This is a genomic window from Pseudanabaena sp. CCNP1317, from assembly GCF_034931345.1.
GTDB lineage: Bacteria > Cyanobacteriota > Cyanobacteriia > Pseudanabaenales > Pseudanabaenaceae > Pseudanabaena > Pseudanabaena galeata.
Genome location: NZ_JAYGIF010000152.1, coordinates 23,479 through 50,117 on the forward strand (window position 1 = coordinate 23,479; position 26,639 = coordinate 50,117).

24 protein-coding genes are annotated in these 26,639 nt (G+C 41.9%); 7 read left to right on the plus strand and 17 right to left on the minus strand.

Translation table 11 applies throughout. The features are described 5' to 3' along the window. Window positions 1–85: 85 nt before the first annotated feature. The 5 genes from VB775_RS23540 to sfsA all read right to left on the minus strand — a co-directional run bounded on the left by VB775_RS23540 (window position 86) and on the right by sfsA (window position 4,987). Entirely contained in the window at window positions 86–1,201 is a 1,116-nt protein-coding gene (locus VB775_RS23540) for a hypothetical protein (protein ID WP_281006066.1), read from the minus strand. A 134-nt stretch (window positions 1,202–1,335) separates the two neighbouring features. Beyond that, a complete protein-coding gene (locus tag VB775_RS23545) occupies window positions 1,336–2,085 on the minus strand; it encodes a Uma2 family endonuclease (RefSeq protein ID WP_281006065.1) in 750 nt (249 codons plus the stop codon). A gap of 110 nt (window positions 2,086–2,195) precedes the next feature. Continuing rightward, window positions 2,196–2,420, minus strand: coding sequence for an Hfq-related RNA-binding protein (locus VB775_RS23550; protein ID WP_094534012.1), 225 nt, complete (start codon window positions 2,418–2,420; stop codon window positions 2,196–2,198). Between the two features lie 305 nt (window positions 2,421–2,725). After that, a complete protein-coding gene (locus VB775_RS23555) occupies window positions 2,726–3,250 on the minus strand; it encodes a hypothetical protein (protein WP_281006064.1) in 525 nt (174 codons plus the stop codon). A gap of 1,020 nt (window positions 3,251–4,270) precedes the next feature. Next, on the minus strand, window positions 4,271–4,987 hold the full coding sequence (sfsA, locus tag VB775_RS23560; RefSeq protein WP_281006063.1) for a DNA/RNA nuclease SfsA: 717 nt from the start codon (window positions 4,985–4,987) through the stop codon (window positions 4,271–4,273). Window positions 4,988–5,062: 75 nt separating this feature from the next. Here sfsA and VB775_RS23565 point away from each other — a divergent pair, with 75 nt between their 5' ends. Beyond that, entirely contained in the window at window positions 5,063–5,950 is an 888-nt protein-coding gene (locus VB775_RS23565; protein WP_281006062.1) for an ion channel, read from the plus strand. A gap of 112 nt (window positions 5,951–6,062) precedes the next feature. Here the strand turns inward: VB775_RS23565 and VB775_RS23570 are convergent, their stop codons facing one another. Both VB775_RS23570 and VB775_RS23575 read right to left on the minus strand, forming a co-directional pair. Beyond that, window positions 6,063–9,524: a response regulator gene (locus tag VB775_RS23570; protein WP_281006061.1), complete on the minus strand. Its 3,462-nt coding sequence runs from the start codon at window positions 9,522–9,524 to the stop codon at window positions 6,063–6,065. A 64-nt stretch (window positions 9,525–9,588) separates the two neighbouring features. After that, a complete protein-coding gene (locus VB775_RS23575; RefSeq protein ID WP_281006060.1) occupies window positions 9,589–12,867 on the minus strand; it encodes a methyl-accepting chemotaxis protein in 3,279 nt (1,092 codons plus the stop codon). A gap of 618 nt (window positions 12,868–13,485) precedes the next feature. Here VB775_RS23575 and VB775_RS23580 point away from each other — a divergent pair. Then, on the plus strand, window positions 13,486–14,544 hold the full coding sequence (locus tag VB775_RS23580; RefSeq protein WP_281006059.1) for a 1,9-bis(guanidino)-5-aza-nonane synthase: 1,059 nt from the start codon (window positions 13,486–13,488) through the stop codon (window positions 14,542–14,544). A 124-nt stretch (window positions 14,545–14,668) separates the two neighbouring features. Next, on the plus strand, window positions 14,669–15,985 hold the full coding sequence (gene sbcD, locus VB775_RS23585) for an exonuclease subunit SbcD (protein WP_416235819.1): 1,317 nt from the start codon (window positions 14,669–14,671) through the stop codon (window positions 15,983–15,985). Here sbcD and VB775_RS23590 read toward each other — a convergent pair. The 5 genes from VB775_RS23590 to VB775_RS23610 form a co-directional block, all read right to left on the minus strand. After that, window positions 15,947–16,621, minus strand: a complete 675-nt coding sequence (locus VB775_RS23590) for a TatD family hydrolase (protein ID WP_281006057.1) — start codon at window positions 16,619–16,621, stop codon at window positions 15,947–15,949. The two genes, sbcD and VB775_RS23590, sit on opposite strands and share 39 nt — an antisense overlap. 61 nt (window positions 16,622–16,682) lie before the next feature. Further along, window positions 16,683–17,420, minus strand: a complete 738-nt coding sequence (locus VB775_RS23595) for a Uma2 family endonuclease (RefSeq protein ID WP_281006056.1) — start codon at window positions 17,418–17,420, stop codon at window positions 16,683–16,685. Between the two features lie 97 nt (window positions 17,421–17,517). Beyond that, entirely contained in the window at window positions 17,518–18,579 is a 1,062-nt protein-coding gene (gene lpxD, locus VB775_RS23600; RefSeq protein ID WP_281006055.1) for a UDP-3-O-(3-hydroxymyristoyl)glucosamine N-acyltransferase, read from the minus strand. 166 nt (window positions 18,580–18,745) lie between these two features. Continuing rightward, window positions 18,746–19,246, minus strand: coding sequence for a hypothetical protein (locus VB775_RS23605; RefSeq protein ID WP_190580220.1), 501 nt, complete (start codon window positions 19,244–19,246; stop codon window positions 18,746–18,748). A gap of 147 nt (window positions 19,247–19,393) precedes the next feature. Further along, window positions 19,394–19,639 (minus strand): chlorophyll A-B-binding protein, encoded by a 246-nt coding sequence (locus VB775_RS23610; RefSeq protein ID WP_281006054.1) that lies wholly within the window; start codon window positions 19,637–19,639, stop codon window positions 19,394–19,396. A gap of 259 nt (window positions 19,640–19,898) precedes the next feature. Between VB775_RS23610 and VB775_RS23615 the strand changes: the two genes are divergently transcribed. Further along, window positions 19,899–20,093 (plus strand): hypothetical protein, encoded by a 195-nt coding sequence (locus VB775_RS23615; RefSeq protein ID WP_281006053.1) that lies wholly within the window; start codon window positions 19,899–19,901, stop codon window positions 20,091–20,093. A gap of 86 nt (window positions 20,094–20,179) precedes the next feature. Further along, on the plus strand, window positions 20,180–20,863 hold the full coding sequence (gene rsmG / locus VB775_RS23620) for a 16S rRNA (guanine(527)-N(7))-methyltransferase RsmG (protein WP_281006052.1): 684 nt from the start codon (window positions 20,180–20,182) through the stop codon (window positions 20,861–20,863). Here rsmG and VB775_RS23625 read toward each other — a convergent pair. The 4 genes from VB775_RS23625 to VB775_RS23640 all read right to left on the minus strand — a co-directional run bounded on the left by VB775_RS23625 (window position 20,824) and on the right by VB775_RS23640 (window position 22,634). Continuing rightward, entirely contained in the window at window positions 20,824–21,084 is a 261-nt protein-coding gene (locus VB775_RS23625) for a DUF6761 family protein (RefSeq protein WP_281006051.1), read from the minus strand. The genes rsmG and VB775_RS23625 overlap by 40 nt on opposite strands. A gap of 205 nt (window positions 21,085–21,289) precedes the next feature. Next, complete coding sequence (gene tsaB / locus VB775_RS23630; protein ID WP_281006050.1) at window positions 21,290–21,757, minus strand: tRNA (adenosine(37)-N6)-threonylcarbamoyltransferase complex dimerization subunit type 1 TsaB; 468 nt, start codon at window positions 21,755–21,757, stop codon at window positions 21,290–21,292. Window positions 21,758–21,796: 39 nt separating this feature from the next. Continuing rightward, window positions 21,797–22,012 carry a hypothetical protein gene (locus VB775_RS23635; RefSeq protein WP_094530815.1) on the minus strand — a complete coding sequence of 72 codons (216 nt, stop codon included), beginning with the start codon at window positions 22,010–22,012 and terminating at the stop codon, window positions 21,797–21,799. A gap of 109 nt (window positions 22,013–22,121) precedes the next feature. Then, window positions 22,122–22,634, minus strand: coding sequence for an AAA family ATPase (locus tag VB775_RS23640; RefSeq protein ID WP_281006049.1), 513 nt, complete (start codon window positions 22,632–22,634; stop codon window positions 22,122–22,124). A gap of 97 nt (window positions 22,635–22,731) precedes the next feature. On the opposite strand from VB775_RS23640, the gene VB775_RS23645 reads away from it, so the two are divergent. Both VB775_RS23645 and ppk1 read left to right on the plus strand, forming a co-directional pair. Then, the gene (locus VB775_RS23645; RefSeq protein WP_281006048.1) at window positions 22,732–23,205 is read left to right on the plus strand and encodes a glutathione peroxidase; all 474 of its coding nucleotides are present in this window, start codon (window positions 22,732–22,734) and stop codon (window positions 23,203–23,205) included. Window positions 23,206–23,418: 213 nt separating this feature from the next. Next, window positions 23,419–25,635: a polyphosphate kinase 1 gene (ppk1, locus tag VB775_RS23650; protein WP_281006047.1), complete on the plus strand. Its 2,217-nt coding sequence runs from the start codon at window positions 23,419–23,421 to the stop codon at window positions 25,633–25,635. Between the two features lie 304 nt (window positions 25,636–25,939). Here the strand turns inward: ppk1 and VB775_RS23655 are convergent, their stop codons facing one another. Continuing rightward, window positions 25,940–26,512 carry a Uma2 family endonuclease gene (locus VB775_RS23655; protein WP_281006046.1) on the minus strand — a complete coding sequence of 191 codons (573 nt, stop codon included), beginning with the start codon at window positions 26,510–26,512 and terminating at the stop codon, window positions 25,940–25,942. Window positions 26,513–26,639 lie beyond the last annotated feature (127 nt).

The window sequence follows — 26,639 nt, forward strand, 5'->3', positions numbered from 1 at the left end:
TTAATTATTTTTGATTACTAGAGTTTATAGTCAAAAACAAGCATCAACTTAATAATTGTATGATGCCTAAAATCATTGAGAATAATCAATGGTTATCATTGGGTTTCTCATAGATTTCTTTTAGTAACCCTTTTTGGTTACGACCACTTTTAGTTTTCCCACCAATAACTAGTAGCCATAATTCTGTAAACTGCCATTTGTATATTGGCATAGGATGCGCCGTCAAATTTCGTAATTTAGCGATTTGGTCAATTTTACTGGCTGCTTTTTGATTGCCTAAGAGCCAACTAGAAACAGGGTGATTCCACTGTTCCAAGAATTCATTTACTAATTGGCGATCGCTAGTTGATATTTTCTGATCATTGATTTTGTGATAGTAAAGGCGATCGCGATCGGCATTAGATAAACTGTCCCTATTTAAAATCTCATCACTAAAAGTATCCCATTCCTTAGCAATCAGATAGGGCAAACTGCCGATAGTATATCTGCCTCTGTTTTTGAGAATCACTCCCGCGATTACAAAATCTCTTTGCATGGGATTTTGCTGGCAAAGAAAGTGATAGAAACTCTTATAAAAAGAATGCACAATTTCCCTCTCGACCACACTAGCAATATATAAACATGAGGGTTTGTAGTCCGAAAAATCCTCTGTAAAAATATCTGACTCAACCAAATATTTATGTTTATAGGCACTAAATAGATCGTTTTTGCTAGATATTTCCAACTCTTGCCAAGCTCTTGCTCCCAGCCTTTTAATTAGTTTTGCTTCAGTCTCGCGCTCATCATAATTAAAGGTGGGAATATTTTGCTGATCAGATAAAGTTTTGATTTGATCTCGGAGTTGTAAGATTTCACCACGTTCTTCGTCCGACAGATTAGCTTTTTCTCTAAAAATGGCAATCTCTGCATTAAGCAGACGAATTTCTTCATCTTTATCCTTAAGCAGCTTGTATTTTTCAGCAAGATCGAGAGCATTTACAGCAGCTTTGATGAGGTTGTAATAGTTATTTTTTAAAATATCGACTTCCTGCGAAGTCGCCCGACTTTTACCGCGCAAAGCTGTTTTCTGCCCTTGCCTGACAGCTAAGATTTCGCCTTCATGATTGCGGATGCGTAATTCTTTACTCTCCCCTCGCTCATCGGAAAGCATCACAACCATGCATTCATACTTACGCTGACTGTAATAAAATTCCGCTTTCATTATTATTTAGACTGCTGATTCAGAATGGCGGTTCTTTGCGCTCAAACCAAGAGATTTTTTGAAAGTGTTGCGAAGCAACACTTTCAAAAAATCTCTTGTGATTCGTTTGATCGGTAATTGCTGTAGATTTCCACTTAGGGCAATGCATCGGGGTTGATTCCTTGCGATCGCAAATAATTGGCTAACTTTTCAGCCCGTTCGTTTGCTTGCTCAGCACGTAGACGCTCTTGCTCAACTAGCTCAACCGCCCAAGGCAAAATGTTACCTAACTCATCCCACCAACGCAACCAATAGCCATCACGTTGTTCTTTAGCCCCCTGCCATACGCCCAAATACAACTTCATCGCCTCGATCCAGAAATGCCCTTCCGCATTTGGTTGGGCGAGTTCATAGCGATCGCCCTGTAGATAGTAGACCTCTAGTTCACCTGTAGCTGGCTCAAAAATCACATATACAGGAACATGCAAAATCTGCTCATAAAAAAACCATTTGCCAAGGGGGAAAGTCCGTTTGACTGAATATTCGCCGCCATCGCTATGGGACAAAAACTCCATAACTATAGTCGGTGTCGCCCCTTCAAGTGTGGGTGTATAGCTACGGCGATCGCGAATCGTCTCATACTTTTGAACATCCGCGACATACAACCAATCAGGAGCCTTGATCGCGATCGTATCGTTGACCGTAGCGCATAGCCCAAAATTAGACGCAATCAACATCTCAGGTTGAATAAAACCTGACAGTTCTAAACTTTCGCGCAATGCCCCTGCCAAAAGCGGTTGCCCTTCATTTTCCACAGGTTCTTCCTCTAAAGGCAGATCATCTGGCCATTTTTCCCACTTAATCACGAGAGGAGATTTGACAATAGAAGACGGTGTCGCAACCATATATCCTCCAAAAAATTCTAGTCAGTTAGTACAAACGCGCCGCGTGTGTACTAACTGGTTAGCCAATAGAACCGCCGCAGAAATTTCAAAAGTTAGTTAGCCTTTGATAATTAGCCTTTGATAAAGGCGATCGCATGTTGCCAAATCACGATCTTATGTCCCGATGCATCCATGCAAAGGCATTGATCATCAATCCAAACAATTTTGCCGCGTAGTTGATCGCCTGTAACCAGTTTAATTTCCACTTCATTTTTGTCGCGAATAATGGCATGAATGCGACGAATACTGGGCAAAGCGGTATTGAGTCCGATCTTAGTTGCTGTTGGTGCGCTCATCGTCTTACCTAGGACAGTTTTACGAATATTATCATTTTAATTTGTAGGACTTACGCAAAATAAAGAACCATTTTTTGTGGTGCGGCTCGCTGCGCCACAAAAAACGAGTTCTTGAGAGAAAAGGCTAAGCAATGTCGCTAATCCACAAGTGGATAGGCATAATTAATTACAATCCCAAACCGTTAAGGTTGCGCCCCGCAGGGGCGCAACCTTAACGGTTTGGGTAACAAGGTACTTAAAAATAAAAGCAGTCCCAAGGACTGCTTTTACTCTACTTTGTTGGGACATGATAGGGACAGCCTTTACTAGAATCGTAAGCCCAAACCAGTTTGTAAAGAAGTTGCCGATGTTCCTGGAGAATTGCGATAGGCATCAAAAGCGAAGATCACATTACCAAATAGGACAAGATTACTATTAGGTACTGTGTAATCAATACCAGGTTGGATCACAAAGCTATTTCTGTTACCTACTGGAGTTGTATCAACGGTGTTAGAAAGCGCTACACCTGCACCAATATAAACATCAGTATCAAAGTTTAATGGCACATCAAAGGATACAGTTGGTACAACTGCGGTACTACTACCAATCAAAATTTGGGTTCTGACAGAAACAGGGAATTCTAGAAACTTATAACGAGCCGCTATTAGCCCAGATGTGCGAGAGCTTTCGCCTGCACTACTATTGCCACTGGTAAAGCCAAAGCTAGCGCCTGCGCCCACATAGCTACCATAGGCTGGCTGTGCTTGAGCTGAAGGAGCCGCGATCGCTGTCAAGCAACCCACGGCAGTCAAGCCAAGCAAAATTTTATTTAGGTTAATTAGATTTTTCACAGATATCACTTCCTTGTGTGAGAAACGATTTACTTAGTTTTTGATTGATAGCAAATTTCATTTTGCTGTAAGCAAAATGAAAATCCAAAACCATTCCTGAGTTTGATTTTCTATCTACAAATGAGTTCGTACTCACTTGTAAACTGCTTTAGTTTTCGGAGTAACCCCGTCAGGGAGACAGACTATCACAAGTTGGATCGTTTGGCGAAAAAATTTAGCGAAACCCAGTAATTCTCATTATGAAACCGATTTTGGTGTTGCCTGCGGCGAAGCCGCAGGAAACACCAAAATCGGTTTTTAGCTCACAAGCGAAAGCCCCGCACTCTATCCGTTTACAAGGATGAGTGACGGGATGAAAGCGCGTCCATCAAGGGGTTCAATGCCCCGCCGATGGACAATTATCTTTGCTATGGAAAGTGTTTTACAGTAGAATAAAAATGGCTACTTCGCCCGTATTGGTGTCTGATAAGCCTCTGACCAGTAGCAATGCGATTATTGGTAAGCGAAAACCGTTGCACAGCATAGAAGAAGATGGGTTCATCTTGAAAGTACGATTTTCCATAGGTTTGCCTGATAGCGCGAGAAACCCGCATTTCATCCAAGGCAGTAAAAGTTGTAGGGTACAAGGTAAGAAATTAATAGTCTGCGGAGGGGCGCTCCGTGGACTTAAAACAAAGCTCAGGATATGCCCGATGCAATAGCAGGGTTCACTGAGAAGCCCACCCTATACTCGTCCGCGAGTTAGGGCTGGGAGTCGTCACAGCTGACATCCCCCAACTGGAGATAGCTAAAATACAGATAAGGTTGTATGGTTAAAGATCTATCGAGTAGCATATGCTACAAATCTAAAACTTCTCTATTCAAAATTTGTCTCTTGACCTATGGCAGAACTCGCAGTTTGTTTTGTTTTGAGTCTTGGTGTTCCTTACACATTCTGGAAAATCGTTAAACCTTTTACAGATATGTAACGACTTAACTCAAAAAACAGAGGAGACGCTTTGCGTCTCCTCTGTTTTTTGTTTAATCTACTAAGTCAGCTAAACCGAGGTAAGTGATTTTTGGTGGCTCGATCGCAAATCGACATGGTAATACCTTCACACCTTTAGCGATCGCCTCTTTTAAAAGCCTTGCATATTCGGGATCAGCTTCTGCACCTGCCGCAAAGCGATCGCAATCACCACGATTGATAAAAAAGATTAGAGCAGCAGATGTATCTTCTGTAAGTACCGACATTAACTCGCGAATATGCTTTTGACCCCGCGTTGTTACTGTGTCAGGAAATAACGCCAAACTTCCCATACACCAAGTTGTGTTTTTAACTTCTACATAGGTTTTTTGAGAAGAATCTTCTCCATTAGTCAATAAGAAATCAATACGGCTTTTTTCGTTGCCATAGGCTACTTCACCTTTGACGGTGTTATATGGTTCTAATTCTGGTAATAAATGGCGATCGAGCATATGACCAATCACGCGATTGGGAAGACTCGTATTTATGCCAATCCATTGTTCATCTAGATAGATTGCCTCCCAGCTATAGGCCAATTTGCGTTTAGGACTAGGATGATAGGAAACTAAAACAGGACTTCCCAATTTGCATACGCCTGTCATTGGTCCTGTGTTCGCACAATGCGCGGTAATTACTTCACCATTCTCTAATTCTATATCTGCAAAAAAACGTTTGTAGCGGCTGACGAGACGACCTGTAATTAGATCAGGGTAAGTATAGACTTGTGACATTTTAAGTTTAGTATGGACAGTGAAAAGCGCTGCTCATATTAACATGAAGGGAAAGTCATTAAGACAAGTTATCCTATGAGAATCAAACGCAAGTTGCATCATCCCCTAATTAAGTTAGAGCAGCGTGATGGAGTACTTCAAGTTGTTGGTGGAAATTCTTGGTATTCTTATTTGCGTGATCCATATCACCTATTGTTAACAATTCCTTGGGTCGGATTTTTTGTGATTGTGGTGGGGTTCGATATATTTCTCAATGCCATTTTTGCAGTTCTCTATTTACTTGATGCGAATGCGATCGCAGGTGTAAAGGAAGTAGGGTTTTTGGAAGCTTTTTTCTTTAGTGTGCAAACACTAGCATCCATTGGCTATGGAGTGATGAATCCGCAAACACTATATGCCAACCTGATTGTCACCTTAGAATCGATCGCTAGTTTGATGTTATTTGCAGTGATCACAGGAATAGCCTTTACTAGATTTGCCAAATCCTCTTCCCGTGTGATGTTCAGTCGAGTAGCCACGATTCACAATTACAATGGCATTCCCACGCTAATGTTTCGCACAGCCAATGAAAGGAAAAACAACATTCTCGAAGCGAAATTGAGTGTTTACCTAATGATCGATGAAGTAACTGCGGAAGGTCAGATGATGCGACGGTTGCATGAGTTGAAACTAACTCGCGATCATTCTCCTGTCTTTTTACTGTCATGGACGGTGATGCATACTATCAATGAGAGTAGTCCCCTCTATGGATTGTCTATGGAAACAATGGAAAGATTACATGCTCAGATTCTAGTGTCTCTAACTGGTGTCGATGAAACGATCGAAGGTACGATTCATGCTCGACATATTTATGCTGCTCGAAATATCTTATTCGATCGCCGTTTTGTGGATGTGATTTCCATGGGAAATGATGGGCATCGCTATCTTGATTACACGCACTTCCATGAAACAGTTGCAATTTAATCATAACGTGAGTTCGATATAGCCATTTGCGGCGTGCTTCGCACGCCGCAAATGGCTATATCGAACTCACGTTACTTTTATTTGGAGGTTGATTTCCGCTCCGATTCATTCACTAGCCTGAAATAATTTGATGTAACTTTTTAACTAGCTCCTGTTCTCGGTAAGGCTTACTGAAGTAAGCCTTAGCCCCAAGATATAGCGCTAACTTTTGATCGTTTTCATTGTTCTTACTAGTAAGCACAATAATTGGTAAATTTTGAAGATCGGCATCGGTACGAATATTCGATAAAAGCTTAAATCCATCCATGTGAGGCAGTTCCAAATCGGTGATTACTGCGTCAACATTTAATTTCATCTCTAAACAGTCTTTGAGAAAGGCGATCGCCTCCTTGCCATCCTGAACCTGTTCAGTCAAAAATCCTGACTTGGCGAGTGTCATCGCCAGATAACGCCGAACATTAGCTGAAGATTCTACAATTAATACCCTTGGTTGATGCGATCGCCTTGCTTGATAATTCTCGAATGCACTGGTAAACAGCCCCGAACTTTCTAGGTTTTCAGGCTCAGGCGATCGCTCTAAACTAATATCTAATGGTTCTAACAGATTAGCAAGTGGTGACTCTGATGTCGAATCCCCCGCATTAAAAAAGTCAGATAGAGTGCTAAGATTCTCGAAATTGGAATGGGACGATTGAGAGGCTAGAGCATTGTCATCATTAGGACACAGAATAGGATGCAGAAATTGAGTGACTAGTTCGGCAGGATTGAGCAAAGCCACAGCCTGATTACTACCCAAAACCACTGTACCTAGAAAAATTTGTGGAAGGCTGATATCTCCCTCAATTTGGTGAAATGTTGCTTCTTGATCATGCCAGCAACCATCAGTCTGCAATGCAAATAGTTGATTCTCGTAACTGATTACTAAAAATGAAGGTACAGTATGGGCAGGCTTCTGACTTTCAGATTGGTTGATTGACTGTGAAGATTGGTTTGATTGGAGAATCGAATGACTCAAACTATGGCGACAATTGAGTTTTAGCGAAGAATTGAGACGCACTATAGGTAGTACGCGATCTCGCCACGGTAGAGTCTCTACCGTATCAGCATCAAGATTATCGAAATTACTTGGGATTACTTCCAAGATTACTTTACTGGGAATTGCTAAACACATTTGATTGATATCAATGAGTAACACCCGAATTAAGGAGAGGATATTCGGCAAAACCAAGGTGAATTGAGTACCTTTGCCTTTCTGAGACTGTACCGAAATAGTGCCGCCCAACTCGCGCAACTTCTTCCTCACCCCGCTTAATTTAGTTCCTGTTTCTGTATAGGATTTACTATGCACGAGATTAAAACTTGGCTCAAAAATTAATCCAATTAACTGTTCATCACTCATATCCATTGTTGAGAAACCTGACATACCTGCGATCGCAGCCGCTTGTTCAACTTGATGACGGATTTTTTCTATATCAAAACCACAACCATCATCACTAACTTTGATGATGGTGCTTTCATCGGTTTGCGTTGCCATAAATTCAATTTTACCTTGGGATACTTTCCCCTGCTGCTGACGCTCGTGGGGAGATTCGATACCATGTTTAAATGCATTTCGCAGCAATAGCTCTAGTGGTTCAGCGATGATGTCGGAGATTAATCTCTCAACTTCAATTTCAGCGCCTTGGACAACCAACTCCACCTGTTTACCATACTGAAGTGATAGATCTCGCAAAATACGTGGAAATTTTCGCACAAGACTAGAAATCGGATTTTTGAGGACTTCGCGCAGATTTTTCCTTAAATGATAAACATCCTGACTCATCGCATAGTTTTGTTGTTCAGTGAGTGCTATTACATTGGCAATCTGCTCATATGTATTGTGTAACCCTGCGATCGCCGCTTGATGTTGGCTATCTAAGTTAGATTCTAATAGCTGCAAATGTTTTTGAGCATCACCAGACAAGATTCTGATTTCACTTAAATAAATATCTAAACTTCCCTTACGAACTAATAATTCTTCCGATAAATCCCCTAACATTTCTAAATGATTTAAGGGCAGTCGAATCGTCGCATCATTAACTTTTGTGACCACTTGAACATCTAATTGATTATTACTATCAACAGTACTCATATCAGCTTCCATTTCAGTCTTGACATCTGATTTTAAGTCTACGGATAAAGCCGAGAAATCAGCATAGGAAATTTCTTTGTCCCCAAAATTCATTTGCGATAAGTCAGACCAAGAAGAATTAGTATCATCAAGATTATTCTGATAGATCGGGGATTCTTCGATCGCCGTATCAATGTCTGAAGCAGGAAAATCTTCTTTGAGCATTTCTGCTAACATTAAGCTACTGTCTAAATCTGAAGGATGAGAACTAGGATTTTCCTTGAATTGAAGATTTTGCGCTGCATCTAGGCTAGATATATTGCGATCGCTTGACTCAAAAGCACTGCTAGGAGTCATGTTTTCAACAATATCATTAGATAATTCAGACAGGGCAAAGTCAGACAAGTCAAATGCAGGGACTAGACCTTCATCATTTGGCTGCGACCAAGACTCCATTGCTGTAAATTTATTCCAAACATGATCCAGATCATCTTCAAGCCCTTCCAGATCTTCTTCATCTACATCAGGATCATTCCACTTAACCCCTTGGATTTCAGTCTCGTCATCATTGCCGACCCCATTACCTAATAATTGCTCGGTAGGTGCTACTGGAAATATGTTAGCCAACAATTCTGGCATTGGCAGTCTTTCAGCGCTCCTCGTCTCATTAAAATCCTGCAAGTCTCCAGTCAATTCATCCAAATCACCGCTAAAAGTATCTGTTAATAAACTAGGGAATAAAGTCGTCAATTCATCAATAGAACTTCCTGATATGTCTTGAAACAATTGGTCAGAATCCAAAAGATTATCTTCTTGATCCAATTGAATCATTAAAAAACTATCTGAATTATCTAGATCTTCTATTGAAGTTGTATAAAATCCTGCTTGAGTTTCCTGATTTTCTTCTGTGTCAAAGTCTAGATCAAAAAGATGTAAACCTTCTGGGGTATCTTCTAAATTAAATGGCTCATTCTCTTTACTATTTAATTCTAAAATACTTGGGGAGTTAATCTCATTTGATTCCAATTGCAAATGTTCACTTATTTGAGCAAACAAGCTACGCTGTAATTCGATCCAATCCTTATCTAAATCTATTCCTGAGCAATATTCATCGATTACTTGATTGGACATGTTGATTACTTCAAGTATTAGTTCTTTGGTAATCCAATCAAGATCAGCACGACGATCGCGCAATTGGTTGATTAACGACTCGAAGTTGCAAACTAATTCTAAAAATGGTGAGTTGGGAATATAAAAACTAGCTTTGATAGCCGCATCTCTCAACAACTTAATTGTAGAAATTAAGCTGTCAAGTTGTTGCTGAAAACTTGGCTGGTTTACATCTAATTCTAAGACTTTATTTTTTAAATCATGCGTCAAAGTTTGAGCTTCCTTAGAAAAGATGTTCTTGGTTTGTGGCAATATTTCAATCATGGGAAAATCCATTACATCTATGTCTGACAAACTTCTATCCTCAAATCAGTAATAATTCATATCGCCAAAATCTTTGCCCATAGACAACTAAAATCTAGCGAGTTTTGAAATGAGACAAGGACTGTTGGAGTTCCCCAGAATAACCTCGTGTGGCTTTGATAAACTTGGATACTTCCGAAGAAGAGGCAAGCGTTCTTTTTGCCATATGCGAAATATCATTCATCAAGTTGGCAACCCCTTCCGATGTTTGGGCTTGTGAAGTTGTAGCCTCGGCGATCGCCACCACTAATCCATCAATTTGCTGGGAGATTTGGGCAATTTGTTGCAGGCTATCCTTAGCGTTGATCGCTAAGTTATTACTCTCTGATAGTCGATTACTACCTGATTCAACTACCGCCATCACTGCGTTAGTCTCGCTTTGTATATTGCTGAGTAGGCTTTCCACTTCTTTTGTCGCCGCAACTGAGCGAGCAGCTAGTTCTCCCACTTCTTCGGCAACTAGGACAAATCCATGATTAGGAGCATTGGATCGAGATGCTTCTAGGGTGGCATTGATGGCAAGAAAGTTGGTTTTAATCGCAATTTCATTAATTGCAGAAATCGCTTTAGCAATTTTTTGGGAGACAACACCCAGATGCTTGACGCGCTTAGCCGTTGAGGAGATTGTGTTTTGCAATTCTCCAACCTTGGACATGACAGCCTCAATCGAGCGATCGCTGTCCGACAATTTTTCTGATACTAGCTGTGATGATTGCAATACTTGCTGGCTATTACTGACAATTCTCGTTGCTGATAACTTAGACATCTGCATTGTCGTTAGCGATCGCGTCACTGTATCGACTTGTCTCTGAGAAACACTAGCCAGATTCATGATTGCCTGTTCATTTTGACCAAGGGAGAAATTAACTTGGTTTGCTGAGGATTTAACTTGACCGACAATATTTTGTAATCCACGGATGACATCATCAAAAAATATGGCAACATTCGCTAAACTGCCATCAACTGACTGAGTCGAAACCGTAAGATCGCCATCAGATAAGGCCTGAATATCCTTGAGCATTTGCGCCAAATGATTGCGTAGGTCTTCATTCTGTTGGCGATAGCTCTCAACTTCAGCATGTCGTTGTACTATTTCAGCCCGTACTTTTTTCCCTAAATACAAGATGTTTTCATCGGTTAAATCACCTTCTTTAACCTCGTGCCTTTCTTCTCTCGCAAGTTTTGCCAAAACTTTAAACAACTTCACTACCTGTAACTGTAAGTTTTGCTTTTCTTGTTCTTGCTTCTGCATCATCGTCTGAAATTGTTCAGACATTTTATTAATGCTTAAGGAAATGTCTGACATTTCGTCATTTCCTTCCACACTTAAGGTTCCAAAACTAACATCAGTATTTCCTTGTCTAAGATCTCGTAAAGCGGCGCGAATATCCTTAAGTCTGGTGCTAAGTTTCCTTGATAAAGCATAGGTGATCGCTGCTACTAGTAAAGGCGTAGCAGCAATACCAATACCAATCACTAACAGTAAATTTTGATTACCTGCGGTCGCTTTAGTTTTGTCTATAGTCGTTAAGACATCCCAAGTCAGCATGTCATAGGTCTGCATATTTGGTACAGGGGCATAGGCAATCAGTTGCCCATTGCGATCGCTCTTGACAGTATCTTGGCTAGCAGAGGAATGAGCTGTTCGCAGATCGGGGAGCATTGCAAAATTAGTTAACGCATCTTCGCCAACTGTGACAGGTTGGGAACTAGCAATATATTTGTTAGCACCATCAACTATGTAAAAACTTCTATTATCGTTACCATCTTTGAGTCCATTGTTTAGATCATTTACCAATTTTTTTACAGGAATCTCAACCTGCAAAATCATGTTGACTGTTTGGGAATTAGAACTCTTGATTGACCTAGCTGCATAAAAATGAACCCCATCTTTCCCTGATACGGGATTACTAAACAATACATTATCCACAGAACTTACTTTACTGAGGATATTAGGGCTAAGAGTTTGCAGGGTTTTCGATTGGCTTGACTGAGCAATTAACTCTCCATTAGCGCTAAACAACGCAATGCTAGTGTAATCAGGATAAGCTTGACCATAGAGATTTAACCGATTAGTCAACTGCTGCTTATATTGTCGTTGCTGGGCTATTGGCATTGAAGCAAGAGGATTAGTTACTTTGGGATTTGCGGGCTTTAGTAAGATGTTTTGTCCTACTTCGGTCGAAACCAGTAATTTTTGAAGCACTTCCACACCATTAGTTTGCTGCTTTAAAAAATTTTTAGTCACATTTGCTAAAGTGATCGCTTCCGATTGCTGAGCCTGTTTGACCTTATTCAATAACAAACCATTGCCCATTTGGTAAGCTACTACCCCCAAGGCGATCGCAGGAATAGTCGCAACTAAAGCACCCCATAAGGTGATTTTTTGGCTGACACTAGAAAATTTAAACATGTCCTCCAATGCGATCGCCGAGCCAGCATTTCTTCCATTAACTTTGCTGCGCTTAGCTGTATTTTGAGAATCCATCCCCCAACCCAGAATCACTGATGATTCTACAGGTGGAAACTCGATTTTTTGATTGTTCTGCTGGCTTACTTCCTGAATATTAGAGATAGACTTATTCAAGATTGAAGGTGTAACCTTGTCCGTTATATCTTCTAGACCCTGATCCCTAGCCATTATATTTTCCGCATCTTCAACCAACAAAGTCTGCTCATCCAGCAATTGTCCTTGAGGAGTAGTTGTTAGTTGTTCCTGTTCTTGCTGATAACTTTTAAACTGGGCGGCGATCGCAGGTGGCGGAGGAATTATCCCATTACCGTTAACCTGAGTTTTTTTAGAGGCCTTCGGTTTAGCAGGAATATTAGAAGATGTTGCTAGTACGGTAAGGTCACTGGTAGTTGAGCCATCATGGTCGATAATATAGGAAATACTAGCTTCGCCAAATGGACTTTTTAATTTTGAACCAAGATTGGTGGATTCTAACTGCAAAGCTCTATAGTTAGCTTCCTGAGCCTTATCAGCATAACTGGCTTCTTTGAGATTAGAGCTATTATGAGGACTATTAATAGAACCTATGTCTTTTTGTAGGTTATTGTTTTGAGAAATACTAGCTAACTTATTTTGAATTTGAGCAAGCGAAGTACTTGCAAGATCAAGCAAATCTGGATCTTCTGTAAGAGTCAATACCTGTTGGTATTGCACCTTAGCATACTCAATCTTGCCTGCCTTACGGAAGGTTGCACCTAACCAAATATGTAGTTTGGGATTACGAGGATCTTCATACAACAATTCTGAGAACTGCTGCATCGCCTCTTCATACCGACCCTCTGCATAGGAGTGTAGAGCCGCCTGATACTGCGCTGTCATCATGATCGCCCCTTTAGAAAATACGTCTTTGTTTCAAGAAGGAGGCTTTAAATCTCTACAAGTCTCCTGATACATATTTAAACGAATTTATATGTAAATTCTCTAGCGCCATTTTGCTTGTGTTTAACAAAAAAAGTGTTATGATAAGTTAGGTATTATTGCACTCAGCTAAATAGAAATTGAAAAAACTGGTTTTATTGCTTGGATGTGATTGGCTCCTCAACCTAAAGTTGGGTGAAAGACGTGAGTCTGATCCTACTCTTTCTTGGGATGATGCCTGTGAAGGACCTAGTATGTTCCGATCGACCTTCTAACTATCAGGGTTGTAACCACCGTTAACAACCTAGGTCGATCGCTTCTCACCATGGAGAAGATTAAATATTTTCAAAACTGAATAAGCGGTTAAAAACCTCTGGCTAATAGAGATTTTTGGCGTGTGATGTTTCAAATCAGCAATATCTATCTTTTGAATGATAGTTACTGTCAATCCTGAAACATGTGTCATCGCGGAAAAACTTCCTAGATCTTAGGTGTGTGATTTTGCTTGTTCTGTTATTGAATTCTGATCAAATTTTTCTTGCATACATCTACTAACACATAACATCTAGGACAAACAGAATCATGAAACGCGAACTACTTAAACAGACCGTTGAACACATCGACATCAAAGCTTTTGATGTAGTCGGATTGGTTGATGCAATGGCTAACACCGCTTTTCAAGGTAGAAACCTTGGACGTGCGGCTCATATCTATGACGATATGATCAAGGACAAAGATTGCGCGATCATCCTGTGTTTGGCAGGTTCTTTATTTAGTGCGGGACTTAAGGGAGTTGTCTACGATCTCATCGCCAACAACATGGTAGACATGATTGTCTCTACAGGCGCAAACATCGTTGACCAAGACTTCTTTGAAGCCCTCGGATTTCGTCACTATGTCGGTGATACCTTTGCTGATGACACAGTACTCCGCGAAAATGCGATCGATCGCATCTATGACACCTACATCGACGAAGACGAGTTGCGCGTTTGCGACATGACGATCGCCGAAATTGCCAACTCTCTTCCTCCTCGCCCTTACTCTTCTCGCGAGTTCATCCATGAAATGGGTGCATACCTCGATAAGAATGCTAAAAACCGTCACTCTGTCGTTTTGGCAGCTTACGAGCATCAAGTTCCCATCTTCGTTCCTGCTTTCAGCGATTGTTCCGCAGGTTTCGGCTTAGTCCATCATCAGTGGTTCTCTCCTGAAGAGCATGTCAGCATCGATTCTGTACGCGACTTCCGCGAGTTGACTCAGTGCAAGTTGGCAAGCCCTCACACTGGGCTATTCATGATCGGTGGTGGTGTTCCTAAGAACTTCGCTCAAGATACCGTTGTTGCGGCTGAGTTGCTTGGTTTCGAGGCAGCAATGCACAAGTATGCAGTTCAAATCACTGTTGCTGACGAGCGTGATGGCGCTCTATCTGGTTCGACTTTGAAGGAAGCACATTCTTGGGGCAAGGTTGATATTGTCCAAGAGCAAATGGTTTACTCCGAAGCCACTGTAGCTCTGCCATTGATTGCAGGCTATGTCTACGGTAAGAAGAACTGGTGCGATCGCGCTCCTCGTCAATTGGCTCAAGTTTTCAACAAGCCATCTGTTGCTTTCAGTCAAATTCCTACACCTGTAGGCGTGTAGTAACATAAAGCAAAAGGGGGGCGCTTTGCGCCCCCCTTTTGCTTTTAGAACATAAAACCCCAGAGAGAGTTGCGGCGCTTCGCGCCGCATCTTTCTCTGGGGTTTTATTTTTGTCATAACATTGATGGTTATAACTATAAGCAAAATAAATATAGTGACTATTAAAGTTCTCCATCTCTCAGATATTCATCTTGGCAGTACTACCCACGGCAAAGTCAATCCGCAAACAGGATTGAATACTCGCCTAGAAGACTTTGTCGCAGCATTGACAATCTGTATAGATCGCGCAATTAACGAGCCAGCCGATATTGTTCTCTTTGGTGGTGATGCCTTTCCTGATGCTACGCCACCGCCACTTGTGCAGCAAGCTTTTGCCAAGCAATTTCGTCGCCTTGCTGATGCTGGGATTCCTACGGTGTTATTAGTGGGAAATCACGATCAACATTCGCAGGGTATAGGTGGTGCGAGTTTAGCAATTTATCGCAGTTTAGCTGTGCCAAACTTCACGGTGGGTGACACGATCGCCACCCATCGGATTTCCACAGATGCAGGGGATATTCAGATTATTACTTTGCCTTGGATTACGCGATCGACTTTACTTACAAAGTCGGAAACAGAAGGCTTTTCGATGACTGAAGTAAGTCAATTCCTGATTGATCGCTTGCAAGTTGTCATCGAAGGCGAAATCCGTCAGCTTGATCCCAAGTTGCCCACAATTCTACTGGCGCATGTGATGGTAGATACAGCTACCTATGGCGCGGAGAGATTTTTAGCGGCTGGCAAAGGTTTCACAATTCCATTATCAATGTTAACCCGTGAGGCGTTTGACTATGTAGCGCTCGGACATGTACATCGTCATCAAATTCTAGCGACGCAACCGCTTGTGGTTTATCCAGGAAGTATTGAGCGAGTAGATTTTGGCGAAGAGAATGAATCGAAAGGCTATTGTTGGCTAGAAGTAGAGAAAGGGAATGTGAAGTTTGAGTTTTGTGCAATTCCGACTCGTGCATTTCGGACAATGGAAGTAGACGTAACGCAATCGGAAGATCCTCAAGGCAAGTTATTAAAAGCGATCGCCAAAGGGAAAATCGATCATGCGATCGCCAGACTTATCTACAAGGTCAAAGCCGAACAGTTAGCCCAAATCGACGATCGCCTCTTACATGAAGCAATGGCGATCGCCCATAATTACTCGCTCATTCCTGAAGTGGTTAGCCAAAATCCGCGCACGCGATTACCTGAGCTGAGTACAGCCGAAGCGCTCGATCCGATGACTGCGCTCAAGACCTACCTAAGTACTCGCGAGGATTTGAAAAATCTAGAGCCTGAAATGTTGACTGCGGCGCAAGAACTACTCAGTGAGATTGGCTTAGGAATGGATGGACTTGATTCTATTGAAGATTCAGCCCAGCCTAGTCAATTGACGATAAGTTTCAACTAATTCTGTTTGCAGCGTTTCCAGTGAAATATGGCGCAGGCTAGCGGCGCGATCGTAAATTTGCTCAATGCTAATATCATGGCGATCATCAGTTTCTAAAAGAAATCTACCTTGCGGTATAGTAGCGATCGTCTGAGTCACATGAGAGCGATCGCTAAAAATTGCGGCTCCAAAGGAGAAATAGAAATCATGCTTGAGCAGTTGTTGAAAGACTTCTTCTTTCTTATTGAAGCCATGAATAATCCAAGGCATCGAGGATTTAGTGTTTTTCTTTAACGCAATTAATTCCGCAAATGCTCTGACACAATGAATTACAAGTGGTTTCTGTAACTCCTCAGCAAGTTCGATATGTCTTTGAAAGATAGAAATTTGTGTTTCTAAAGGCAAATCAATATTTCGATCTAATCCACATTCACCGATCGCTACCACCTGTGATAATTTTGCTAAATCTGCAAGATTCACCCATGCCGTTTCCCATGTTGCTAATTGCACAAACCAAGGATGTAAGCCAAGACTGCAAATATTAGGTAAGGATTCGGCTTGCAATTCTGGAATGACATGCAAAGTTTGCAGATTGATGAGATCTGGGGATATGCGATCGCTATGTGTATGGAAGTCAATAAATAAGTACTTATACAAAATAAATCACCCAAACCTGTAAAGTTGCTCCCATGCGGGGCGCAACTTTATAGGTTTATAATTAAAACTCATCATCTGGATCAATACCCAAAGCACGTAAACGCTCTGCAAGACGATCAGCACGTTTACGTGCTTGATCAGCGCGTTGACCTTCCTGTATGACTCGTTGCTGCTCCTGCCAAACTTGAATCTTAGATTGCTGCAATAGTTGATCTAACTCTACAGGGGATAGAAATTTTTGCCCGTCGGGACGAAATAATACTAATTCTTGTCCTGCTACCCAATCAAAGCGGATTCCTAACAGTGGACTCACCCAGTTGCTCATTGAGAGAATTTTGGTCAAGCGATCGCCTTGTCTCTGCCAGCCTACTAAGGTTAAATCATCAGGATCGTAAATGTAATATTCCTGAATGCCATAGGTTTCATAAAATGTAAACTTCTCGTCTAGAGCATCAATACCGCGACTATCTTTATTGCTTGGTGACAAAATTTCAAAAGCAACCTGTGGAGGGATATTATCCTCTAGCCATTGCTTGTAAGAGCCTCGCCTACCTTTAGGTCTGCCAAATGCAACCATCACATCTGGAGCCATACGTCTTAGGGTATAGCGCACAGGATACCAAGCCAAGTCGCCTCCCACAAATACATGGGGATCGTTAGCATACATAATCTCTAGATTTTCTTTGATGATCACAATCCAGCGAAACTGCTCGGTATTGTCAGACATAGGATTACCGTCACTATCTGGATAGTCGATCTCTGGGGCGATCGCTTCATGAGTTAATGGTTGCAGAGTCATGGATTTGCCCTCGCATAGACCTGTGCGTGATTAATATATTCTATAGCCAAACCTAAAAGAGAGTTGCGGCGCAACTCTCTTTTAGGTTTGGCTACTGCTATTCAGCAGTCTTTGCTTCTAGTTCCGCAATTCTCTTTTCTAGTTTGCGAACTGTGTGTAATAAGTCTGGAAGTTGACGCTCCGAAATAACGATACGCTTCCAATCCTTTTCAGGAACGACGGGATAGCCCATCATCGTCACACCTGCGGGAACATCACTGGGAATGCCCGACTTTGCCCCAATAATTGCGCCATCACCGATGTGGATATGATTAGCTGCACCGACTTGTCCTGCCATGACCACATGATGACCGAGGGTGACACCGCCCGCTAAGCCCACCTGTGAGGCGAGAACGGAATGCGCTCCCACTTCCACCCCATGACCGATCTGCACAAAGTTATCCAGTTTTGCACCCTTATGAATAACAGTAACCCCAACGGCAGGACGGTCAACGGCGCAGGAACAGCCCAGTTCGACGTTATCTTCGATGATCACATGACCGATTTGGGGGACTTTGTACCAAGTGCCATTGGGCGATATCTCAAAGCCAAAGCCATCGCCACCTAAAACGGTGCTGGGATGGAATAGACAATTTGCGCCAATTTGAGTGCGATCGCTAATTACACAATTGGCATGAATAGTTGTATTTGCGCCAATCTCGACATCGTTGTAAATGGTGACATGGGGATAAATCGTGACGTTATCACCAATTTTGACGTGATCACTAATGACAACATAGGGTGCGATCGCCACATTTGTACCTAACTGCACGCCTTCACCCAAAATTGCGGTGGGATGAATGCCCTGTGGCGGTGTGGGTGGTTGATAAAACTTTTCGAGAACCTTGGCGAAGAGAATGCGGGGATGGGCGGTGCGGATACAGGGCAAAGGTGACGGAGTTTTAAGATCAAGAATGACAGCGCTGGCTTGGGTATCCTTGAGACGGGCGACAAATTTTGCAGAAGACACAAAGGTGATTTCTCCAAATTGCGCCTTATCGATCGCGGCGACTCCCGTGATGATGGGATCAGTACCATCGGATTCAAATCGACAATCAGGGAGAGCGGCGACAAACTCGGCGGCGAGTTCGGAGAGTTTGAAAGAAATTGTTTGTGTCATGGATCTGATGTCATATCAAGAATGCGCGATTACCATAATACTTAATTGTGCCAAAACACGTAGTGTTGATGGTGTAATCCCAATTCACGAAAGTGTGACCACACTTTCGTGGATTGGGTAAATAGTGATTGCATCCAATAGGCACTAGATAGCCACTAGTTAGCTACTACCATGACAAAAATGCAGCCTCGACACCTTGTTCTCGTTTAACCTTGGCATCGCGTTCTACCCAAGTAAGGATCTGGGCTACGGTCAAATCTTCAATGTGAGTGCTGTAATCTTTTGCGATCGCCACTAATGCTTGCATTGCCGAAATGACCATGCGCGTGAGAAATTTTTCATGGCTGGAAAGCTTCGCAGTTGTAACTTCATCCTGTCGCGTATCTTCAAAATCTAGATCAGGATGAGGCGAAGTCCATTTCAAAAAGGCGGCATCTTCACCTTGCTCTTGTCGAATCTGTGAATCCATTTCAATCCAATGCACAATTTGACTAGAGGCTAGATCTTCAGCATGAATATGTAGGTCTTCAGCAACTTTAGTAATAATCCGCATTGATGAAACTGTGATGCGGGTCATAAATTTTTCCATTGTCGAAAGCATTGCGCCATCGATCGCATGGGCTTCGGCAAGCGTTAAAAACTGAATTGGGTCTTGGGGAATTGTCATAGCCTATAATTCTAGGGGCAAATCCAAGCTTTGCCCCCATTTTAGAAACCGATAATTTGTAAAGTTCTTTTCTTACTTCCTTCCCAGTAAAAGAATAGCGTTGCGGCGCAACGCTATTCTTTTACTGGGAAGGGAGGTAGTAGTCACCTAAGCGATAGCAACTAAGGTAATCCCAATCATTGTCAAGACGAGTAAGGTAATGCCAATAAGTGGCAAGCGTCCTTTTAAGAGTTCAGCATATTCTGTAGCGCCACTTTGCTCATCGCCTTTCGCCTCAGCTTTCTTATCGATCTTGTCATCGAAATACATCTTTGGTTCGATCGCCCAATTATTTAAAATCCCACGATCATCTTTGGTAAAGGCTGTGCGGACTTTGGTTTTTGGTTCAGTCATTGATATTTCCTTTTTATAATGTTTTTTAAATTTTTGTTTAGGTTAACTGTGCAAATAGCGATTTTACCTAAAACCTGAAATTGATAATATTGAGCGATCTAGAACATATTCAAAGTGTTTATCTGGAAAATAAAATTTTTGAAACAGCTTAGTATTGCTACATGAATCTTAATGTTCCTTCGATCTTATCCCTAATGTTAAATTTCGGCAAATATTAGTCACAAAAAGAGTTACGTCGTTCCACGACGTAACTCTTTTTGTGACTAATGTCTTAGTACCAATTCCCGAAAGTATAGCTGCCGCCGATTGTGTTAAGACAAAAGCAAAACCCAAGAAGAGAATGGCGGCGCAAAGCGCCGCCATTCTCTTCTTGGGTTTTATGTCCTCATACACTTGGCGACAGCTATATGAGCCATACTTCTGGGAATTAAAAACCAAACCCAGTAAGGGTTAATACCAAAACATAAAATGGCGTAGCCATTTTGTGTTTTGGTATAAAGTAGAGATCGCGCAAAGCGCAATGTTTACTTCATGTTTTTTATGCCCCACTTTTCCCATCTATGTGAGCATTGGCTATCTACGCTCAACTGGTCACCCAACCCTGACCAAATAGACCAATTTGAAAAGCTGTACGAATTAGTCTTAGAGGGCAATAGCAAACAAAATTTGACTCGAATTACGGCTGCGGATGATTTTTGGGAAAAACATTTATGGGATTCGTTGCGGGGGGTATTAGCTTTTTGGGATCGGGAAGATATTAAGGTAATTGATATTGGTACAGGGGCGGGGTTTCCGGGATTACCGATCGCGATCGCTAAACCGACATGGCAAGTCACCCTAGTAGATAGCAAACAAAAAAAGGTTGCCTTTGTCGAGGAGACGATCCAAACTTTAGGACTATCTAATGCGATCGCCCAATGGGGTCGTGGCGAAGACATTAATAAATTAGGTCAGTACAAAAAGAAGTACGACTTAGCAGTAGTAAGAGCCGTGGGCAAGCCAGATATTTGTGCAGATTACGCATTGCCTTTTCTCAAAAAAAGCGGCACAGCAGTTCTATATCGTGGTCAATGGCTCCCCGAAGAAAGTGAACAGCTCGATATATTTTGTGAGCAGCAAGGGTTGCAAGTCGTCAAGCAAGATCGCTTTCAGACTCCGCTTACCGCAGGGATTAGACACAGCGTTTACCTTTCTCCGCGCTCAACTTCCATCTCCAACTCATAGGGAGATGCAAAGTTAGAAGAATCATATAAAAATCGGATTACTTCTTCTTCGAGACGGTGGATGTGATGGACTTCTACAGCATTAGTAGCCCGCAGAGCTGATAAGTAACCGTCTAAAAAGAGCCTCATCTCGTCGGTCGAACGATAACCACGTTCTGACATTTCGACAAGGGAGTCGGTAATCTTTTGATAATGACGAATGGCGATCGCGTCTTGAAGCATAGGTCAAGCTGGGAATAACTACCGTCGTAGGTGGATTTTGCTTAGGTAATAAAATGGTTCCCCCTTAGATCTAACGAGCGATCGCTAGTTAAGAAAATTCAACTTTTATGTACTTTCAGCGCTTATGATTCTATCACTTTGCTAACCAGAGGGGGGAATATAGTGCTGCTTATCCACAAAAAAAGGCGCATTGCGCCTTTTTTTGTTACTGCTCATAAATTGGCAAAACATCTTGCCAATTTGGATAAACTCCTGTTTGCCATTGAGTTTGCCATTGATCGTGGGTGATCGCTAGCAAACTTTCGCCTAGGGATAAAGGTGGATCAGATTGTTGCGCTTTAGTGACTATTGACTCACAGTCAATTCCATATACAGGAATCTGTAACTGCTCACCAATCGTCCTTGCTACCACAACACCGATCCTTGTGCCAGTAAAGCTACCAATGCCCGTGGCGATCGCTAAAAAAGCCAAGTCAGTCCATGCAAGATCACCCATAAACACATTTAAACAGTCATGTAACTGTACAGATAGCTCTCTGCCTAGTTCCCATGACTGCTGCTTGTGGATGATATAAATTTGAGAATTGCGATCAGAATTTGGGTTAATTTCCGCGATCGCAAGCTCTAACTTTGTAGTTGTTGTATGTAAGGCAAGGGCAAAACTTGTGGTCATGATCTGTAGAATACTGGAAGGCGATCGCCAGAATTCAGATTAGAATTTATTGCCACCAGAGCCAGTATCAGCAGCGCCAGTATCGGCTGCACCTGTATCAGCAGCTCCATTGGATTCAGAATCTTCAGGATCGTTATAGCTGCCCATTGGTCTTCTACGTCCAAAGCGACCCATAGGGGTGCGCTTACGAAACTTACGCGCATACGCTTGGTTGCGAAGAGCTTTTTCTTTTTTCTGATTGCGGCGCTTAGCCATTTTAACCTACTGTACCCCTTAGAGATTGAGTCTATTTAAGCTAACACAAAACGCGCATCTCTAAAACCCAGAAAATTGGTGGCGCATCACGCCGCCAATTTTCTGGGTTTTAGTCAATCCATTCGTTGTCTAATTTTTGATCTCGAAACAAGATGCGATCAAAGCCTTCACTGAGAGTAGGTGGGTTATAGGAAAGGGTGCGATACATATCTATGACAACATCTTCAGGAACTACGCGATCGCGTACCTCATTACGGGATAGGCAAATCCAGAGTGGCACATCTAGCCAAATACCCGTAATTGGCTTAAACCCATGAGCCTTAGCGAGGTCGATAACATCTTTGCGATACTCGCGTTTATAATTTGTGGCATCATATATTACAGATTGTTGCGATTTCGCGGCATTGGCAAATGACTGTTGTACCTGCTCCCAAATCTCCGCCCAATCTCCCTGCGTAGATGCTGATCCATAGAGTGAAGCTCGGATGCGATCGGGGCTGATTAGTTGAGTTGCCCCATAAGTTAGGCTGCTACTATTCTGACTAGAAGCATATAGCATCTTCTCAGCAAGGCTAGATTTGCCACTAGCGGGTACACCAATTAGGATAATTACACTTGCCATGCGATCGCTGCAAATTGCTAAATAGTTATGAAATCAGTCTTTACTAACTATAGCAACCTCAAAAACAACTCCCATATAAACCCTAATAATCTGAAATATGTCCACACTTTACGATTTCAAGCTCACCAACATCGATGATCAACCAGTTGATCTCGCTCAGTACAAAGGCAAAGTCGCCTTAGTTGTCAACGTAGCCTCTAAATGTGGCTACACCAAGCAATACAAAGGGCTAGAGTCTCTTTATCGTGAATACAAAGACAAGGGTTTTGAGATTCTTGGCTTTCCTAGTAACGATTTTGGCGCACAGGAGCCAGGGACTGAAGCAGAAATCAAGAGCTTCTGCTCTCTCACCTACGATGTCACCTTCGACATGTTTAGCAAGGTAAAAGTAAGCGGGAGTGACATGACAGATGCTTACAAATACCTTACTGAAACTACAGGTAGCCAAGTAAAATGGAACTTCAATAAGTTTCTAGTTGATAAAGAAGGTAAAGTCGTGAAATACTACCCTTCTAGTGTTGCGCCTGAAGATGCAGATTTGCGTAAAGATATTGAGGCACTCTTGGGCTAGATTTTTTAAAAGTGTAGAAACGTAACACTTTCAAAAAATCTCATGGTTTGTTTGATCGGTGATTGTGGTAGATCTAAGGATGGTGCTAACGAACCATCCTTAGATCTTTAAGTTGGTTTATTGTGGTGAAGTGTTTAAGCTCACATAGCAATGACCGATACTTCGGTAATCTAGTACTTAACTGATTTTACGCAAGATGAAAGATTTGCTCCTATGACCAGAACCAAAAAAGATTTAGTTCAGAAAAATGCCGATAGCTCTCCAGAAGAAGTTGACATCATCAATACGGACTTGGGAGAAATTTTAGAATCTTTGCCAGAGAATTCAGAGACAATTGGTAAGCAACATGCAAAGTCTGATGCTGATTCCGTCGATCGCTCCATGTATTTTTTTAATCGCGAACTAAGCTGGGTTGCATTCAACAAAAGAGTTTTAAGTGAAGGCATTGACTCGCGAACCTCACTACTAGAACGCGCTAAATTTTTCGCAATTTTTAGTACTAACCTTGATGAGTTTTTCATGGTTAGAGTTGCAAGGGTGAAGAAAAAGTTTTCGGAGCAGATGGATATTATTTCCGATGATGGGCTGAGTCCAGAAAAGCAGTTGCAAGTAATTCGGGAAGCGCTTGTACCATTAGTAACGATGCAGCATGAGTTTTTCGAGAATACCCTGCGTCCAGAGTTGCATAGACATGGAGTAAAACTCTTAGACTACAAAAATATTGATAAGAAACATCAGCGCTATCTCAAAACCTATTTTCAAGAAAAGTTATTTCCCGTACTCACTCCCTTAGCCGTCGATCCTGCTCACCCATTCCCTTACATCTCCAACCTGAGTTTAAATTTAGTTGTGATTGTGCGCGATCGCGAAACTAAGGAAAAGAACTTTGCGCGGGTGAAAGTACCTAATGTATTACCAAGGTTTGTCAAAATTCCTGAGACCGATGATCATACCTTTGTACCTTTAGAACAGGTCATTGCCCATAACCTTGATGCGTTATTTCCAGGAATGGAGATTCTCAGTTATTATCCATTTCGGATTACTCGTGATGCAGAACTGGATATCGAAGAAGAAGAAGCCGATGACTTGATTTCCGCTTTACAAGAAGAGCTACGCAAGCAGAAGTTTGGCTCAGTTGTACGAATGGAAATTGCTAGGGATATCCCTCCAGAAATCCGCAAAGAGCTAATTGCACAATTGGGAATTACAGAAGCTGATGTATATGATATCCCTGGTCTCATTGGACTAGGCGGTCTGATGTCCCTCGCTTTTTTGCCCATGCCCGAACATCAAGATAAGCCTTGGAAATCAGTTACCCATCCACGATTGAAGGAAGGATATGAGCAGGGGAAAAGTTTTTTTGAAATTATTCAAGAGGGCGATTTTCTAGTTCATCATCCCTATCAGTCCTTTACAACCACAGTGCAGCGATTTATTGAAGAGGCGGCTAACGATCCTGATGTTCTAGCAATTAAACAGACTCTATATCGAACTTCTGGGGATTCGCCAATTGTCCATGCATTAGTAAGAGCTGCGGAGAATGGCAAGCAGGTAGCGGTATTGGTAGAGCTAAAGGCAAGATTTGATGAGGCGAATAATATTCTCTGGGCAAAGAAACTGGAGAATTCTGGTGTACATGTAGTCTATGGGTTAAAGAATCTCAAAACTCATACTAAGACGGCTCTAGTGGTGCGGCAAGAAGGCGATCGCCTAGTTCGTTATGTGCATATCGGTACTGGCAATTACAACCCAAAAACAGCGAGATTTTACAGTGATCTTGGTATTTTTAGCTGTAATGATGATTTGGGCGCAGATTTAACGGATCTATTTAACTATCTCACTGGTTACTCTCGTCAGCGTGATTATCGCAAGTTGTTAGTTGCGCCTGTGAATATGCGAGAGAAGTTTTTGAAGTTAATTCAACGCGAAATCGAACATCAAAAGCAAGGCTATCCTTCCTATATCATTGCCAAGATGAACTCACTAGTTGATCCTGAGATTATCTCGGCTCTATATGAGGCTTCACAAGTCGGAGTGAATATTGATCTAATCATTCGTGGGATCTGTTGTATTCGTCCTAAAGTTAAGGGCTTAAGCGATCGCATCAGAGTAATTAGTGTGATCGGGCGCTTTCTCGAACATTCACGCATCTTCTACTTCAGTAATGGAGGAGAAGAACAGGTCTACATCGGCAGTGCTGACTGGATGCCACGCAACCTTGATGCGCGTGTTGAGGTGATTACTCCTATTGTGGAAGGCTCTCTAGTTAAAGAACTCAAGCAGATTCTGGAAATCATCCTTGCTGACAATCGCCAAGCTTGGGATCTCAAGGCAGATGGAACTTATATCCAGAGAGTCCCTAATGATGGAGAACCTGAAATGAGTTCACAAAAGCATTTCATGTCACAGGGTAGACCAGAATTTGCATAATAAAAAAGCTCCCTTTGGGAGCTTTTTTATTATGCAAATTTGTCTTGAAAGAGGATTTGGAGACCACATCCCTACAACATTTCGCACCTGTAGGGGCTTGGTCTCCAAGCCCAAATCCCTAGATTTATAGCAATGTAAGTTTTGCTTAGGACATAAAACCAAAAAGATGAGTGGCGGCGCGAAGCGCCGCCACTCATCTTTTTGGTTTTGATTTTTGTCCGAGCTATCTCTTACATTGCTATAGTACTAAATCCAGTCAGGGTTTTAAAAGCACAAAATGGCGTAGTCATTTTGTGCTTTGGTATTAAGCATATTTTTCTTCAAAAGCGCTCATAGCATCCAACTGCGAATCCATTAACAAACATTGTTCTAAATGTTCAATATCTAAATCAGGTAACCAGACACTAGTTTTAACTTTCACATATTCGCTATTCTCTAAGCGATAAATACTTATTTTGCCATCTTGCCAGAACCAAACTTCAGGAATACCTCTTAATTGATATTTCCTTAGCTTTTTAACACTTCCGCTAGTAACAACAACTTCGATGCATAGATCAGTCTTTGCGGGATCATTACCAAAAGCAAAGGATAAATCAGACTGAAACTCAAGCCTCGGTTCAATCGTTTGTGTATAAGCTCCTGTCGCTGTGAAACGAATGCGTTTAATTGTAAAGTAATAGCCTAACAACATCCCAAGCAAACTGGACATCATTTCATGAAGTAAACCAATGCCCATTATTTCTAGTTCTCCCTCGCAATAAATCATCCGCGTACCACCAATTTCATCAAAGGCGGATTGCAAGGTTTTAAATTGCTCCCAAGTTACAGCTCGTTTAATGAGATATTGATTTTCTGCCTTAGCTAAAGTTTGGATCATCGCTTTACCTTTGCTGCTAGTTATTGTCAGTATAGCTAATCAAAACCCAAGAATTGACTGGCGGCGCTCCGCGCCGCCAGTCAATTCTTGGGTTTTATGTCCTAATGAAAATTTCAATCTTTCAAGG